A 13,082-nucleotide genomic window follows, 5' to 3' on the forward strand; every position below is an offset into this window, starting at 1 on the left:
TGCGTGCGGTACGGGCCGGTCGTCGGGCGGCCCGTACCGGTCAGACCCGGAGCACCTGCGGCCCCAGGAGGGAGTAGCGGTGGGCCTCGGGCCCGGACAGGCCGGCGTCGGTGACGATCGTGTCGACGTCGCCGATGCCGGCGAACCGACAGAAACTGCTCGCGCCGAACTTGCTGTGCACCCCGACCAGCACCCGCCGCCGCGACGAACGGACGGCCTGCTCCTTCACGTCGGCGACGGCCGGGTCCGGGGTGGTCAGGCCGTGCTCACGGGAGATGCCGTTCGCGCCCAGGAACGCCAGGTCGATGACGAACCGGGCGAGCATGTCCCGCGCCCACGACCCCACCGTCGCCTGCGTCCCCGACCGCACCCGCCCGCCGGCCAGCAGGACGGTGGTGGAATCGGATTCCGACACCAGGGACGCGGTGCGCAGCGACGGGGTGATCACGGTCAGCGGCCGGTCGGTGGGCAGCAGCACGGCGACCAGCTCCGGCGTGTAGCCCTCGTCCACGAACACCGTCTCGGCCTCGCCGACCAGCTGCGCCGCGGCCGCGGCGATCCGGCGCTTCTCCGCGACCTGCTGGGTCTCGCGCCGGGCCAGGGTGGTCTCGAATCCGGCACTCTCGACCGGATATGCGGCGCCGTGGGTGCGCCGGATCAGGCCCCGGCGCTCCAGCGCGCTCAGGTCGCGCCGCACGGTTTCCCGGGCGACCCGGAACTCCTCCGCGGCATCCGCGACATCGACCCGGCCGGTCTGCCGGGCGAGCACGAGGATGCGGTGCTGACGTTCCTCGGCCCTCATGGTGTTCTCCTGCGCATAGCGTCGATCCGTTCGGTCACGGGACTGCCCGTTTCTGCCCGCCCGAGGTTTATAGCAACGGTTCCCGCACCGTCTGCTGCCCGCGGCAGCAGGAAAGATGCCTGTTTCCGCCCGCCCCGTAGCGCCCGGTACAGGGGCGTCCGCAGCGGACGTGCCCGTTCCGCCCCGCTGGGCGGTCCGCGGACATCCCGATGCGTGGGATCCGGCCGGTGCCTGGTGGCCGAAACCGCACCTGTTGACCGTTTCGGACCGGCCGGGGCGCTTCGTGGATCACTCGCGAGGAGGATTCGGTACGTCCCGGGAACGGCCCTGACCGGCAGCGGACCGCCGTTGCGGCACCACGGCGGGACGGCCGGGCCGGGAGGCCCCCGCGTACGCCGGTGGCCCGCAGCGGTGAGGGTGCGCGCGAGGGCGCTTAGGCTGGGCGGTATGAGTGCGGAGATGCGGTCGTTGGCGGTCACTGCGATCGCGCAGGGGGAGGAGTGTGCGGTCCTGCGGGTGACAGGGGAGCTGGACCTCCGCACCGAGCAGGCGTTTCTCGCCGAGGCCCGGTCCGTCGTCTCGGCCGGTCATCGCTTCCTGGTGCTCGACCTGACCGCCCTGCGCTTCTGCGACTCCCGCGGCCTGAGCTGCCTGCTCGCGCTGGAATGGCTGTGCCGGCGGCTGGAGGGCCGGCTGTTCCTGGCCTCCCTCGGCGTGCGGATGCTGCGGCTGCTGGTCGGCACCCAGTCCCTGGGGGTCTTCTCCTGCTACCCCACCGTCGGCCACGCCCTGGCGGCGGTGCCGGACGGCAGCCGCCCGGCCTGGCCGCCGTCGATGGACGAGCCCGCACCGCCTGCGGACGGCGATCCGGAGCCCGACGGGACCGGCCACCGCGCCCCGTAAGAGCCCGTCACCGGACACCGGGCGTACCCCGGCGATTGCTACGCTGCGGCCACGACCTGACACGGGGAGAGGGGGCGCGAGGTGCCGGGTGCCGAGGTGGCGCGGCCACGTCGCGGGCGGCCGTCCCTCCGCAAGGAGGTCGCCGACGCAATCAAGCGCCACATGCTCGACAACCGGATGCGACCGGGCGACCCACTGCCGACCGAGGCCGAACTGTGCGCGACGCTGAGCGCCAGCCGCTCCAGCGTGCGCGAGGCCGTCAATGCGCTGGCCGCGCTGGACATCGTCGAGGTCCGGCACGGGCACGGCACCTACGTCGGCACCCTGGGCCTGTCGGCGCTGGCCGAGAGCATGACGTTCCGTGGACTGCTCAGCCCCGGCGACGAGTTCCGCGGCTACGCCGATCTCGTCGACGTCAGGGAACTCTTCGAGCGGGGCAACGCCGAACGCATCGTCGGCGCGCTCACCCCCGCACACCTGGACAGGCTGGACGGCCTGGTGGCGGAGATGGAGCTCCGCCGCGCGGGCGGCGACGCGTTCGTGGCCACCGACCGGGCCTTCCACGCCCTGCTCGTCGAACCGCTCGGCAACGACCTCATCAGCCAGCTGTCCCAGGCGTTCTGGGACAGCTACGCAGGCGTCGGACCGCACCTCGGCCTGATCACGATCGAGGACGAGCGGCACACCGTCGACGTGCACCGCCGCCTCACCGACGCCGCCAGGGCCGGTGACGCCGCCGCCTTCGCCGCCGCGGTGGCCGACCACTACGCGCCGGTGCGCCGACGGCTGGCCGAGGCCCGCTCGGCAGGCACCGCGGCCCGTCACGGCACGTCCCCTACGGTGCCGTGCCGTCGCGCAGCGCGCCGATGAGCGCCGCCACCGACGGCCGCCGGCGCGACGCGGCGCCGACGGCGACGACGACCTGCCGCTCCACCCGGTCCCGCAGCGGCACGGAAGCGATCCCCTCCGACCGCAGCCGCAGCATCAGCTCCGTCAGCGGCGTGACCCCGAGACCCGCCGCGACCATCGCCAGCGACGTGGCCGTATCGGTGACCTCGTGCACCACCCGCGGCTCGAAACCGGCACGGCGGCAGACGGCCCGCATCGCCCGCCCGTAGTACGAGCCGGCCGCGGGCAGTATCCAGTCCAGACCGGCCGCGTCGGCCAGCCGCAGCGGCGCGTACGGCGGCCGTGCCGCTTGTGGCACCCGCTCGCCCGGCGGCGCGGGCCCGGCGGGCACGGCCAGCGCGAACCGTTCGGTGCGCAGCCGCACCACGTCCACGTCGCCGTCCCTGGCGAGCGGCGCGTCCGGGTAGTCGAGCCCCAGCGCCAGGTCCACCCGCCCGGCGCACACCTCGGCGTACGCCTGGTCCACGTCCACCTCACGGCTCACCACGCGGACACCCGGGTGCCGGGCCCGCAGCCGGTCCAGGGCGGGCGGCAGCAGGGCGGCGGCCGCGGTGCCGAAGACGCCGAGCCGCAGCCGCGCCACGACCTCGGCGCGGCCGCGCTCCAGGGCCGCCACCGCCTCCGCCTGCGCGGCCAGGATCCGTTCGGCGTGCCGCGCGAGGGTGTGCCCGGCGTCGGTCAGCTCCACCCGGCGGCCCGTCCGCCGGACCAGCTCCGTGCCGGTGGCCCGCTCCAGCGCGGCGATCTGCTGCGAGACCGCGCCCGGCGTGTAGCCGAGGGCCGCGGCGGCCGCGGTCATCGTGCCGCTGCGGGTCAGCTCCAGGAGTGTTCTGAGCTGAACTCCCGGAAGCTCCATGGCGGAAGCGTAGAGGTGCGCAGGACGCCGCGCCCACCGCCGGAGGGCGCCCGCGACGGCGCGCGCCCCACTGCAGCGTTCCTGATAGATCACCTTGAGCACCTGTGCATGGACGCAGAGCAGCCCGGTGCCGCACCATTTGAAGGAACCCACCGCGCGCCGGCCGCCCGTCCCACCCGGGACCTGAGCCCCACCGCGGGCCACCGCCGGACGGCACCACCCCAGGAGCGGAGCGACCCCGGGAGAGACCCCCCACGAGACGGGAAGGCGGCCCCCGATGGCTTCCACCGCTGCGTGTGTCCCTGTCCCCGAAGAGGCCGACGTCGTGATCATCGGCGGCGGCGTCATCGGGGCGAGCATCGCATTCCACCTGGCCGAGGCCGGTGTCGGCCGGATCCTGCTGCTGGAGCGCGACCGCCCCGCCTCCGGCTCGTCGGGCAAACCGCTCGGCGGCGTCCGCGCCCAGTTCTCCGACCCGCTGAACATCAGGATCGGCCTGCGCAGCCTGGATGCCTGGCGGGACTTCGGCCGCAGGCCGGGAGCGGACCTCGGCCTGGAAAACGTCGGCTACCTCTTCCTCCTCGGCGACGCGGCCGAACTCGCCACCTTCGAAGCCGGTGTCGAGACCCAGAACGCGCTCGGCGTCCCCAGCCGCATCCTCACCCCGCGCGAGGCCCACGACCTGTGCCCCTACACCGACCCCGACACCCTGGTCGCCGCCGCGTACTCGCCGTCCGACGGCTACGCCCGCCCCAAGTCCGCGGTGACCGGCTACCTGCGGGCCGCCCGCCGCCTCGGTGCGACGGTCCGTACCCGGTGCCCGGTCACCGGCATCGGCACCACCCCGGGCGCGGCGGCGGACGGCGGGCGCCAGGCCGTGCACACGCCGTACGGCACGGTGCACACGCCGACCGTCATCTGCTGCGCCGGCGCCTGGTCGGCCGCCGTCGGGAAGATGGCCGGCGCCGAGCTGCCCGTCACCCCGCTCCGCCGCCAGATCGCCCTCACCGGACCGCTGCGGCCCGCGCCGCCCCGGATCCCCTTCACCCTCGACTTCGGCTCCACCCTCTACTTCCACAACGACGGCGCGGGCGGCCTGCTCATGGGCCTCTCCGACCCCGCCCAACAGGCCGGATTCGGGCGCCGGTTCAGCCGCGAGTGGCTGGGCCCGTTCCGTGCCGCGGCCGCCCGCAGGGCACCCGGCATCGCCCGCTTCCCGGTCGCCGGCGGCTGGGCCGGTCTGTACGAGATGACGCCGGACCGCAATGCGCTGATCGGCGAGGCGGAGCGCACGGCGGCACATCGGGGGCGTTTCCTGTATGCGACGGGATTCTCCGGGCACGGATTCCTCCAGGCACCGGCCGTCGGCGAGATCGTCCGCGACCTCTACCTTGGCCGGCCGCCGTTCCTCGACGTCAGCCCGCTGTCCGCCACCCGCTTCGACGGCCGCACCACCGCCAGGCCGGAAGCCCACATCATCTGAAACCCCGGCCCCACCCCACCGTGAGCCCCGCACACACCCGGAGGTCCGCATGGTCCCCACCTGGCGGCTGCGCGCCGCGTTCGCCCGCCGGCTGTCCGAGATGTACGGCACCGAAGTGCCCGCCTACACCACGCTGCTGACCGTGACAGGGCAGGTCAACGACGAGGTCGCCCGCCGTGACGAGGACGCCGGCCGACTCGGCGGCATCGACCGGGTCACCGCCGAGCGGCACGGCGCCATCCGCGTCGGCACCCCGTACGAACTGCGCCAAGTGGCCCAGATCTTCGCCGCGTTCGGGATGCACCCGGTCGGCTTCTACGACCTGCGGGACGGCGGCGCCGGCGCGGTGCCCGTCGTCTCCACCGCCTTCCGGCCGACCGACCCCAAGGAACTGGACCGCACCCCCTTCCGGGTCTTCACCTCCCTGCTGACCCCCGCCGACCGCCGGTTCTTCGACCCGGAACTGTCCGCCAGGCTCCACACGTTCCTCGCCCGCCGCACGCTCTTCCCGCCGGAACTCCTGGCCCTCGCCGCACGCGCCGAGACCGGCCGCGGCCTGCCGGCGGAGTCCGCCGCACGCTTCGTGCAGCTCGCCGTCGCGGCCTTCGCGCTGTCGCCCGAGCCGGTCGACCGCGGCTGGTACACGGAGCTGGAGCGGATCTCCGCGGTGGCCGCCGACATCGGCGGGGTGGCCGCCACCCACATCAACCACCTGACCCCGCGCGTCCTGGACATCGACGCCCTGTACCAGCGGATGGGGGAGCACGGCATCACCATGATCGACCGGATCCAGGGCCCGCCGCGCTGGGACGGCCCCGATGTCCTGCTGCGGCAGACCTCGTTCCGCGCCCTCGCCGAGCCGCGCGCCTTCCGCGAGCCCGACGGCCGCATCACCGAGGGCACGCTACGGGTGCGGTTCGGTGAGGTCGAGGCCCGCGGCATCGCCCTCACCAGGGCGGGCCGGGCCCGCTACGACGCGCTGACGGCCGAAGCCGACCAGCGGCCGGGCGACGGCGACGGGGCGTCCCGGCAGCGCACGGCCCGCGCACTGTGGGAAGCCGGCTTCCCGCGCACCGAACGCCAACTGGCCGCCGAACAGCTGGCGTTCTTCACCTACCGGCCCGCACCGGAACCCCCGCGCGACGGACGGCGCCCGCCCGCCGGGCTCCCGGAACTCCTGGACCAGGGATGGCTCACCGCCGACCCCATCGTCTACGAGGACTTCCTGCCCCGCTCCGCCGCCGGCATCTTCCGCTCCAACCTCACCGGCGACGGAGTCCACGACACCGACCGCACCGGCACCCCCTTCGACGCACAGCGCCTCTCCGAGGCCATCGGACGCCCCGTACTCGACCCGTTCGTCCTCTACGCCGCACAGCAGGACAGCTCCCTGCGCCGGGCACTGCACACCCTCGGAGCCGACGAAGCCCTCGCATCCCTGGACAGCGGGGGCTGACACCGGACAGCCGCCGCGGACCCCCGCCCCGTCCGGCACCGCCCCCACCGACCGCGCCCACTCCCAGGAGTCAGCCATGAGCCGCCCCACCCCGCCCGCAGCCGCCGCCACCGCACCGCGGCTCCCCACCACCGAGGCGTTGCGCGCCCGCGCCGCGGCAGCCCTGCGCCGCTGCAGCGCCGACCCTGCGGCCCTCGCGGCCCTCTCCGGAGACGGCAGCCCGTCCCCGCTCCCGGCGGCCGCCACCCTCACCTCCCGTACGCCGCTCACCGGCGGCACGCTCGGTCTGCTGCCCGCGACCGGTCCGGCAGAGGCCGACGCGGCGGTCGCCGAAGCGCACCGCGCGTTCCAGGACTGGCGCACCGTGCCCGCGCCGCGGCGGGGCGCCCTGGTCAAGCGGCTCGGCGAACTGCTCACCGAGCACCAGGAGGACCTGGCCGACCTGGTCACCGTGGAGGCGGGAAAGATCCGGTCCGAGGCGCTCGGCGAAGTGCAGGAGATGATCGACATCTGCGATTTCGCGGTCGGCCTCTCCCGGCAGCTCTACGGCCGCACCCTCGCCAGCGAACGCCCCGGCCACCGGCTCGCCGAGACCTGGCATCCGCTCGGCGTGGCCGGTGTCGTGACCGCCTTCAACTTCCCCGTGGCCGTCTGGTCCTGGAACACCGCCATCGCCCTCGTCTGCGGCGACACCGTCGTCTGGAAGCCGTCGGAGCTCACCCCGCTCACCGCCCTGGCCTGCGCCGGGCTTCTCGGTCGCGCGGCGGTGGACACCGGCGCGCCGCCCGGGGTGCACCGGCTGCTGCTCGGCGGCCGTGACTGCGGCGAGCGGCTGGCCGACGACGCGCGGGTCGCGCTGGTCAGTGCGACCGGCTCGGTACGGATGGGCCGGGCCCTCGCGCCGCGGGTGGCCGCCAGGTTCGGCCGGGTCCTGCTGGAACTCGGCGGCAACAACGCCGCCGTCGTCGCCCCGTCGGCCGACCTCGACCTCGCCGTACGCGGCACCGTCTTCTCCGCGGCCGGCACCGCGGGACAGCGCTGCACCACCCTGCGCCGGCTGATCGTCCACGAGGACATCGCGGACGACCTGCTGCCGCGGCTCGTCCGCGCCTACGGCCACCTGCCCGTAGGCGACCCCTTCGACGCCGCCACCCTGGTCGGCCCGCTGATCAGCCCCACCGCCCGGGAGGCCATGGACGCGGCCCTGGCCGCCGCGCAGAAGGACGGCGGCACCCTGCTGGCCGGCGGCGAACGCTGCCTCGCCGGACAGGCGCCGGACGCCGCGTACGTCCGCCCCGCGATCGTCCGCATGCCGCGGCAGACGGAGATCGTCCGCACCGAGACCTTCGCGCCGCTCCTGTACGTGCTGACCTACCGCACCCTCGACGAGGCCATCGCCCTCAACAACGGCGTCCCGCAGGGCCTTTCCTCCAGCATCTTCACGCGGGACCAGCAGGAGGCCGAGCGCTTCCTCGCGGCGGACGGCTCGGACTGCGGCATCGCCAACGTCAACATCGGCACGTCGGGCGCCGAGATCGGCGGCGCGTTCGGCGGCGAGAAGGAGACCGGCGGCGGCCGCGAATCGGGGTCCGACGCCTGGCGCGCCTACATGCGCCGGGCCACCAACACCGTCAACCACTCCGCCGCCCTGCCGCTCGCCCAGGGCGTCAACTTCCTCTGAACCGGCCGCTTTCGGTGCCCGGAACGCGCCTCAGCGGGCCCGGCCCAGGTCCTGGACGAGCGTCGGCGAAGGCCGCGGGATCTCGCCGAAGTCCTCGTCGTCGCTGTCCACGGTCAGCCGGTTGATGACGCTCTCCAGGGCCGCGGGCAGCGTCGGCGCGAGGCCGCTGTGCCACTGGACGAGGAGGTTGTGGCGCGCGGAGTCCGGCAGCAGCTGCTGCTCGTCGAAGGCGGGCACGGTCCTGCGCTCCTCGTCGGGAGCGTGTGCCGCCTGCTCGCGCCAGTACGCGGCGTCCCGGAACTCGCCGTCGCGGCGGTGCGAGAGATAGAGGCAGTAGGCGGCGGTCCTGCTGCCCGCCCCGGAGCCGAAGTGCCACCAGAAGTGCGCGGCGTCGGTCCGTCCCGTGATGTGCAGCAGACAGGCGAAGACCAGCGCGCCCTCGGGGTCGATGCGGTGGTCGTTCACCAGCCGCTCCAGGCTGGCCGCCGCGGCCGCCGCGTTGACCACCAGCGCACAGGCCAGGTCGAGTTCATGAGTGGCCTCGTCGCGCGCACAGGGGTACGCGGTGGGCGCGCCGGCGTCGCTGCGTGGTGGCAGGACGGCCGCCGGGCCGCCGCCGTCGAGCCGGTCGAGCCCGTCGAGCACGCCGAGGTCGTCCAGCTCCCCGAAGCCGGCCAGGCCGGTGATGTCCGGCACGTCGGCCGCGGCGTTCAACAGGGCCTCGATGGTGTTCCTGCGTCCTGCGTGATGGGTGGGTGCCATGTTCAGTTCCCCCTCGGGCTTCCTTGGTCCATGCCGAGTGCGGCGGCGAGCTTGCGCTTGCCGCGGCTGGCGTGCGAGCGGACGGTGACCTCGTCGACGCCCAGCAGCGCGCCGATCTGCGCGTCGCTGTAGCCGATCACATGCCGCAGCACGATCACGTCGCACTGCCGCTCGGGCAGCCGGGCGATTGCCGCGTACAGTCCCAACTGGCTCTCCAGCAGGGCGAACTGCTGCTGGCATTCACGCAGCAGGGCCTGGGTGACCACGGCGAAGGCGGCGGTCTCGGTGAGCGCCGTGGGCTGCTGGTGGTCGTAGAGCCATTCCACGACGCGTTCCTTGAGCACCGACCAGGCGAACGCCTCCACCGACGCCTGCCGCAGGGCGTGCGGCCACAGCGCGGCGAGCTGCCGGTAGGCGGCCCGGGTGACCTCGGCGGCCGCCGCCTGGTTCCCGGTGTGCAGGTAGGCGTAGGTCAGCCACTTGCGGGCGTGCGTGGAGTGGAACGCCTCGAAGGTGAGGGCCAGATGACGGCTGCTGCCCTCCCGTGCCCGTTCCGCGCCGGTCGTGCGCGGGGCGCTGTATCTGCTCATGCGCGCCTCTTCTGCGTCGGCCGCCGTGGTCGCCACCGCGCGCGGTCGCAGGCCAGGCGCGCGTCGGCGGCCGTGCGCGGGCGCCAGGGGAGTGCGGCCGATGCCGCTGGGCGGGCGTGCGCCTCCACACACGCCGGCAGGAGTCGGTCCCGGTCTGCGCTCACGAGCCGTCCTCGTTCCGTTCGCCGTGCGCCGTCGCACGGGGCACCGGAGGTGCCTGAGGCGACGGGAGGACGGTTGTCCTCTCTTCCAATGAACAGGAAAGGAGGCCCATTTGTGGCACTCGGAGCCAAGAAATCTTCCGCTGGGTATTCATATGACTACGCATGGCCCCGTCATCTCCGCCAGACATACCCGTGCGCCCGGCGTACGCCGCCCCACCACGCACTGCTCCGGCCGCCCGTGCGCCCCGGGCATGATCCGGCGCCCGCGGGGGCAGAGCTCCACCGTCCGCCGAGGGTGATGTCACCGGGGCGGCGGTGCCACAATCGATCATGGCCGCCGGTCCGTGCGGCCCGCCGTACCTGGGGAGGCAGCGCGCGATGAGCGACCACGAAAGGCCCGCGGTGGACCTGCAGTTGGACCGGGCCCACTCGTCCCGCATCTACGACTACTTCCTCGGCGGCAAGACCAACTTCCTCGCCGACCGGATGGCCGCGGGCAGCGTCCTCGGGGTCTTCCCCGCCGCGCTGGTCGCCGCCCGCATCAACCGCGAGTTCATGCACCGCGCCACCCGGTTCCTCGCCGAATCGGGCATCCGTCAGTTCCTGGACATAGGCACCGGCATCCCCACCGCGCCCAACCTTCACGACGTTGCACAGAGCGTGGCACCCGATGCCCGGGTCATCTATACGGACAACGATCCGATCGTCCTCGCGCACGCCGCGGCCCTGCTGCTCAGCGCTCCCGAGGGCCGCACCGCCTACGTCCAGGCCGATGTCACCGACCCCACCGGCATCATGACGGCCCCTCAGATCCAGGAGACCCTCGACCTGGAGCAGCCGGTCGCGCTCAGCCTGAACGCCCTGATGCACTTCGTCACCGACGACGGCCGGGGCCGGGCGCACGCCATCGTCCAGTACCTCAAGGACGCACTGCCCAGCGGCAGCGTGCTTGCCATGAGCCATGCCACGACGGACTTCGCGCCCGAGGCGATGGGCAAGATCATCAAGATCTACCGCGAGGCGGGCACCGAGCTCCAGTTCCGCGGCCGCGCCGAGTTCGCCCGCTTCTTCGACGGCTGGGAGATCCTGGAGCCCGGCATAGCGCTCTCCCACCAGTGGCGCCCCGACCGCCCCGAGGACGCCACCCACGTCACGGACGCGGAAGCCGCCTGCTACGCCGCCGTCGCCCGCAAGCCCTGAGACGGCCCGTGGCGCACCCGGGGCCTGCGGGCCGGCGGCGCCTACTCCTTGCGGTAGACGTACGCCTCGCCGGCCGCGGCCGCCACCGCCGTCAGGTCGGCGCCGGCCGACGCGGTGACCACGGCGGCCACCGCGCCCTCGACGAACGGCGCGTCCACCAGCCGGGCGCCATCGGGCAGTTCATCGCCCTCGGCGAGCAGGGCCTTGACGGTCAGCACCGCGCTGCCCAGGTCGACGAGGAGCGCCACACCGGCCCCGCCGTCCACCGCCCGCGCCGCCTGAACGATCAGCTCCGCGCTGGTCCCCAGGCCGCCGTCCGGCGTGCCGCCCGCCGCGGCCACCGGAGCCGTCGCGCCGCCGCCGGCCAGCCCCTTGGCGAGCGCGGCGACCGACTCGGCCACCGGGCCGCTGTGCGACACCAGCACGATGCCGACCTGCGCGGCCCCGCCGCCCGTCATCCCGCCGTCCGCGCCGCTCACCCGGCCACCTCCGCAAGGGTCGCGAACAGCAGCGCCGAGGACGTCGCCCCCGGATCCTGATGCCCGATGCTGCGCTCCCCGAGGTAGCTCGCCCGGCCCTTGCGGGCCTGCATCGGCACGGTCGCCCGCGCGCCCTCGTCGGCAGCGGCGGCTGCCGCACCGAAGGAGGTGGCCAGCGCGTCGACCGCCGGGTCCAGCGCGTCCAGCATCGTCTTGTCGCCGGGCGCCGCCCCGCCGAGCTGCCCTACCGCGTCCACTCCGGCGCGCAGACCGGCGCGCAGCTCGTCCACGCTGACCTGCTCCGCGTCGCCGAGCGCCTTGCCCGTGCGCCGCAGCAGCGTGCCGTACAGCGGCCCCGAAGCGCCGCCCACCGTCGACACCAACTGCCGCCCCGCGGCCATCAGTACGGCCCCCGGGGTGGCCGGAGGTTCCGCTTCCAGGGCCTTGGCGACGGCGGCGAAACCGCGCCGCATGTTGCTTCCGTGATCGGCGTCGCCGATGGCGGAGTCCAGTTCGGTGAGGCGGTCGGCCTCGCGGTTGACGGATGCGGCGGACGCCGTCATCCAGCGGACGAAGAACGCGGCATCCAGGGCCGATGCGGACACGGGCTGCTCCTCTTCTCCATGCAGGGACAGGTACGGGCGGGCGCGGGCAGGTGCGGGGATGCCTGGGGGCCGGGCCGGTACCGGCCGCGGCGCCCCGGCTCTTCTCCGGCTCCGCCGGGGCCCGTTGGTCTCAGCGGCCCCAGCGCAGCCCCGGCGTCTGTACCGGAGCGTCCCACAGGCGGAGCAGATCCCCGTCCACCTGGCACAGCGTGACCGAGGCCCCGGCCATGTCCAGTGACGTGACGTAGTTGCCGACGAGCGTACGGGCCACCGCGGCCTTCCGCTCGGCCAGCACCCGGTGCACCTCGGCGGCGAACCCGTACAGCTCAAGCAGCGGCGTCGCCCCCATGCCGTTGACCAGCACCAGGACCGGAAGCCTCGGCTCCAGGTCGGTGAGGACGGCGTCCACCGCGACATCCGCGATCTCGTGCGACGTCATCATGGCGCGCCGCTCGCGCCCCGGCTCGCCGTGGATGCCGACACCCAACTCCAGTTCCCCGGCGGGCAGATCGAAGGTCGGGCTGCCCTTGGCCGGGGTCGTGCAGGGGGCGAGCGCCACCCCGAAGCTGCGCGACTGCGCGACGACCTGCCGGGCGATGGCCTCCACCCGCTCCAGCGGCGCGCCCTCGTCGGCGGCCGCCCCGGCGATCTTCTCCACGAAGAGCGTCGCGCCGGTGCCGCGCCGCCCCGCCGTGAACGTCGAGTCGGTCACCGCCACGTCGTCGTCGACGAGCACGCTCGCCACCTGGATGCCCTCGTCCTGCGCCAGCTCCTCCGCCATCCGGAAGTTGAGCACGTCGCCCGTGTAGTTCTTCACGAGGAACAGGACGCCCTTGCCGCTGTCGACGGCGGCCGCCGCGCGCACCATCTGGTCGGGTACCGGCGAGGTGAACACCTCGCCGGGACAGGCGGCATCGAGCATCCCGGGGCCGACGAACCCGCCGTGCAGCGGCTCGTGCCCGCTGCCGCCCCCGGAGAGCAGCCCGACCTTCCCCTCGACCGGCGCGTCCCGCCGCACGATCACCCGGTTCTCCACGTCCACGACCAGGTCGGGATGGGCCGCCGCCATCCCGTGCAGCGCGTCGGCCACGACGTTCTCGGCGACGTTCATGAGCATCTTCAACGGTTCCTCCTGTGAGGGATGCGGGCCCGGCCCCAGCGGCCCCACCCGACGTCGGCAAGCTCGGGACAC

At 74.1% G+C, this 13,082-nt stretch carries 13 protein-coding genes; 6 read left to right on the forward strand and 7 right to left on the reverse strand.

Annotated elements, in window-relative coordinates:
* Positions 1 to 40: 40 nt before the first annotated feature.
* On the reverse strand, positions 41 to 802 hold the full coding sequence (locus tag LIU39_RS19295) for a DeoR/GlpR family DNA-binding transcription regulator (RefSeq protein WP_227048005.1): 762 nt from the start codon (positions 800 to 802) through the stop codon (positions 41 to 43).
* Positions 803 to 1,249: 447 nt separating this feature from the next.
* Here LIU39_RS19295 and LIU39_RS19300 point away from each other — a divergent pair, with 447 nt between their 5' ends.
* Both LIU39_RS19300 and LIU39_RS19305 read left to right on the forward strand, forming a co-directional pair.
* Positions 1,250 to 1,705 carry an STAS domain-containing protein gene (locus tag LIU39_RS19300; protein WP_372463972.1) on the forward strand — a complete coding sequence of 152 codons (456 nt, stop codon included), beginning with the start codon at positions 1,250 to 1,252 and terminating at the stop codon, positions 1,703 to 1,705.
* Between the two features lie 96 nt (positions 1,706 to 1,801).
* Positions 1,802 to 2,575: a FadR/GntR family transcriptional regulator gene (locus LIU39_RS19305; RefSeq protein ID WP_227048006.1), complete on the forward strand. Its 774-nt coding sequence runs from the start codon at positions 1,802 to 1,804 to the stop codon at positions 2,573 to 2,575.
* On the opposite strand, the gene LIU39_RS19310 is transcribed toward LIU39_RS19305, so the two are convergent.
* Positions 2,541 to 3,470 carry a LysR family transcriptional regulator gene (locus tag LIU39_RS19310; protein WP_227048007.1) on the reverse strand — a complete coding sequence of 310 codons (930 nt, stop codon included), beginning with the start codon at positions 3,468 to 3,470 and terminating at the stop codon, positions 2,541 to 2,543. The genes LIU39_RS19305 and LIU39_RS19310 overlap by 35 nt on opposite strands.
* A 277-nt stretch (positions 3,471 to 3,747) precedes the next feature.
* Here LIU39_RS19310 and LIU39_RS19315 point away from each other — a divergent pair, with 277 nt between their 5' ends.
* The 3 genes from LIU39_RS19315 (at position 3,748) to amaB (ending at position 8,090) form a co-directional block, all read left to right on the forward strand.
* Positions 3,748 to 4,953, forward strand: a complete 1,206-nt coding sequence (locus tag LIU39_RS19315) for an NAD(P)/FAD-dependent oxidoreductase (RefSeq protein ID WP_227048008.1) — start codon at positions 3,748 to 3,750, stop codon at positions 4,951 to 4,953.
* Positions 4,954 to 5,002: 49 nt separating this feature from the next.
* Positions 5,003 to 6,409: a 2-oxoadipate dioxygenase/decarboxylase gene (gene hglS / locus LIU39_RS19320; protein ID WP_227048009.1), complete on the forward strand. Its 1,407-nt coding sequence runs from the start codon at positions 5,003 to 5,005 to the stop codon at positions 6,407 to 6,409.
* A gap of 76 nt (positions 6,410 to 6,485) precedes the next feature.
* Entirely contained in the window at positions 6,486 to 8,090 is a 1,605-nt protein-coding gene (gene amaB / locus LIU39_RS19325; protein ID WP_227048010.1) for an L-piperidine-6-carboxylate dehydrogenase, read from the forward strand.
* A 30-nt stretch (positions 8,091 to 8,120) separates the two neighbouring features.
* Here amaB and LIU39_RS19330 read toward each other — a convergent pair whose 3' ends face one another.
* Entirely contained in the window at positions 8,121 to 8,852 is a 732-nt protein-coding gene (locus LIU39_RS19330) for a hypothetical protein (protein WP_227048011.1), read from the reverse strand.
* 2 nt (positions 8,853 to 8,854) lie between these two features.
* Positions 8,855 to 9,442: an RNA polymerase sigma factor gene (locus tag LIU39_RS19335; RefSeq protein WP_227048012.1), complete on the reverse strand. Its 588-nt coding sequence runs from the start codon at positions 9,440 to 9,442 to the stop codon at positions 8,855 to 8,857.
* 542 nt (positions 9,443 to 9,984) lie between these two features.
* Between LIU39_RS19335 and LIU39_RS19340 the strand changes: the two genes are divergently transcribed.
* Entirely contained in the window at positions 9,985 to 10,806 is an 822-nt protein-coding gene (locus LIU39_RS19340) for an SAM-dependent methyltransferase (protein ID WP_227048013.1), read from the forward strand.
* Positions 10,807 to 10,847: 41 nt separating this feature from the next.
* On the opposite strand, the gene LIU39_RS19345 is transcribed toward LIU39_RS19340, so the two are convergent.
* The 3 genes from LIU39_RS19345 to dhaK form a co-directional block, all read right to left on the reverse strand.
* The gene (locus LIU39_RS19345) at positions 10,848 to 11,264 is read right to left on the reverse strand and encodes a PTS-dependent dihydroxyacetone kinase phosphotransferase subunit DhaM (RefSeq protein ID WP_227048041.1); all 417 of its coding nucleotides are present in this window, start codon (positions 11,262 to 11,264) and stop codon (positions 10,848 to 10,850) included.
* A 17-nt stretch (positions 11,265 to 11,281) separates the two neighbouring features.
* Positions 11,282 to 11,848 (reverse strand): dihydroxyacetone kinase subunit DhaL, encoded by a 567-nt coding sequence (gene dhaL, locus LIU39_RS19350; protein ID WP_227048042.1) that lies wholly within the window; start codon positions 11,846 to 11,848, stop codon positions 11,282 to 11,284.
* 172 nt (positions 11,849 to 12,020) lie between these two features.
* Complete coding sequence (gene dhaK, locus LIU39_RS19355) at positions 12,021 to 13,013, reverse strand: dihydroxyacetone kinase subunit DhaK (RefSeq protein WP_227048014.1); 993 nt, start codon at positions 13,011 to 13,013, stop codon at positions 12,021 to 12,023.
* Positions 13,014 to 13,082 lie beyond the last annotated feature (69 nt).

This window comes from Streptomyces pinistramenti, assembly GCF_020564935.1.
Classification (GTDB): domain Bacteria; phylum Actinomycetota; class Actinomycetes; order Streptomycetales; family Streptomycetaceae; genus Streptomyces; species Streptomyces pinistramenti.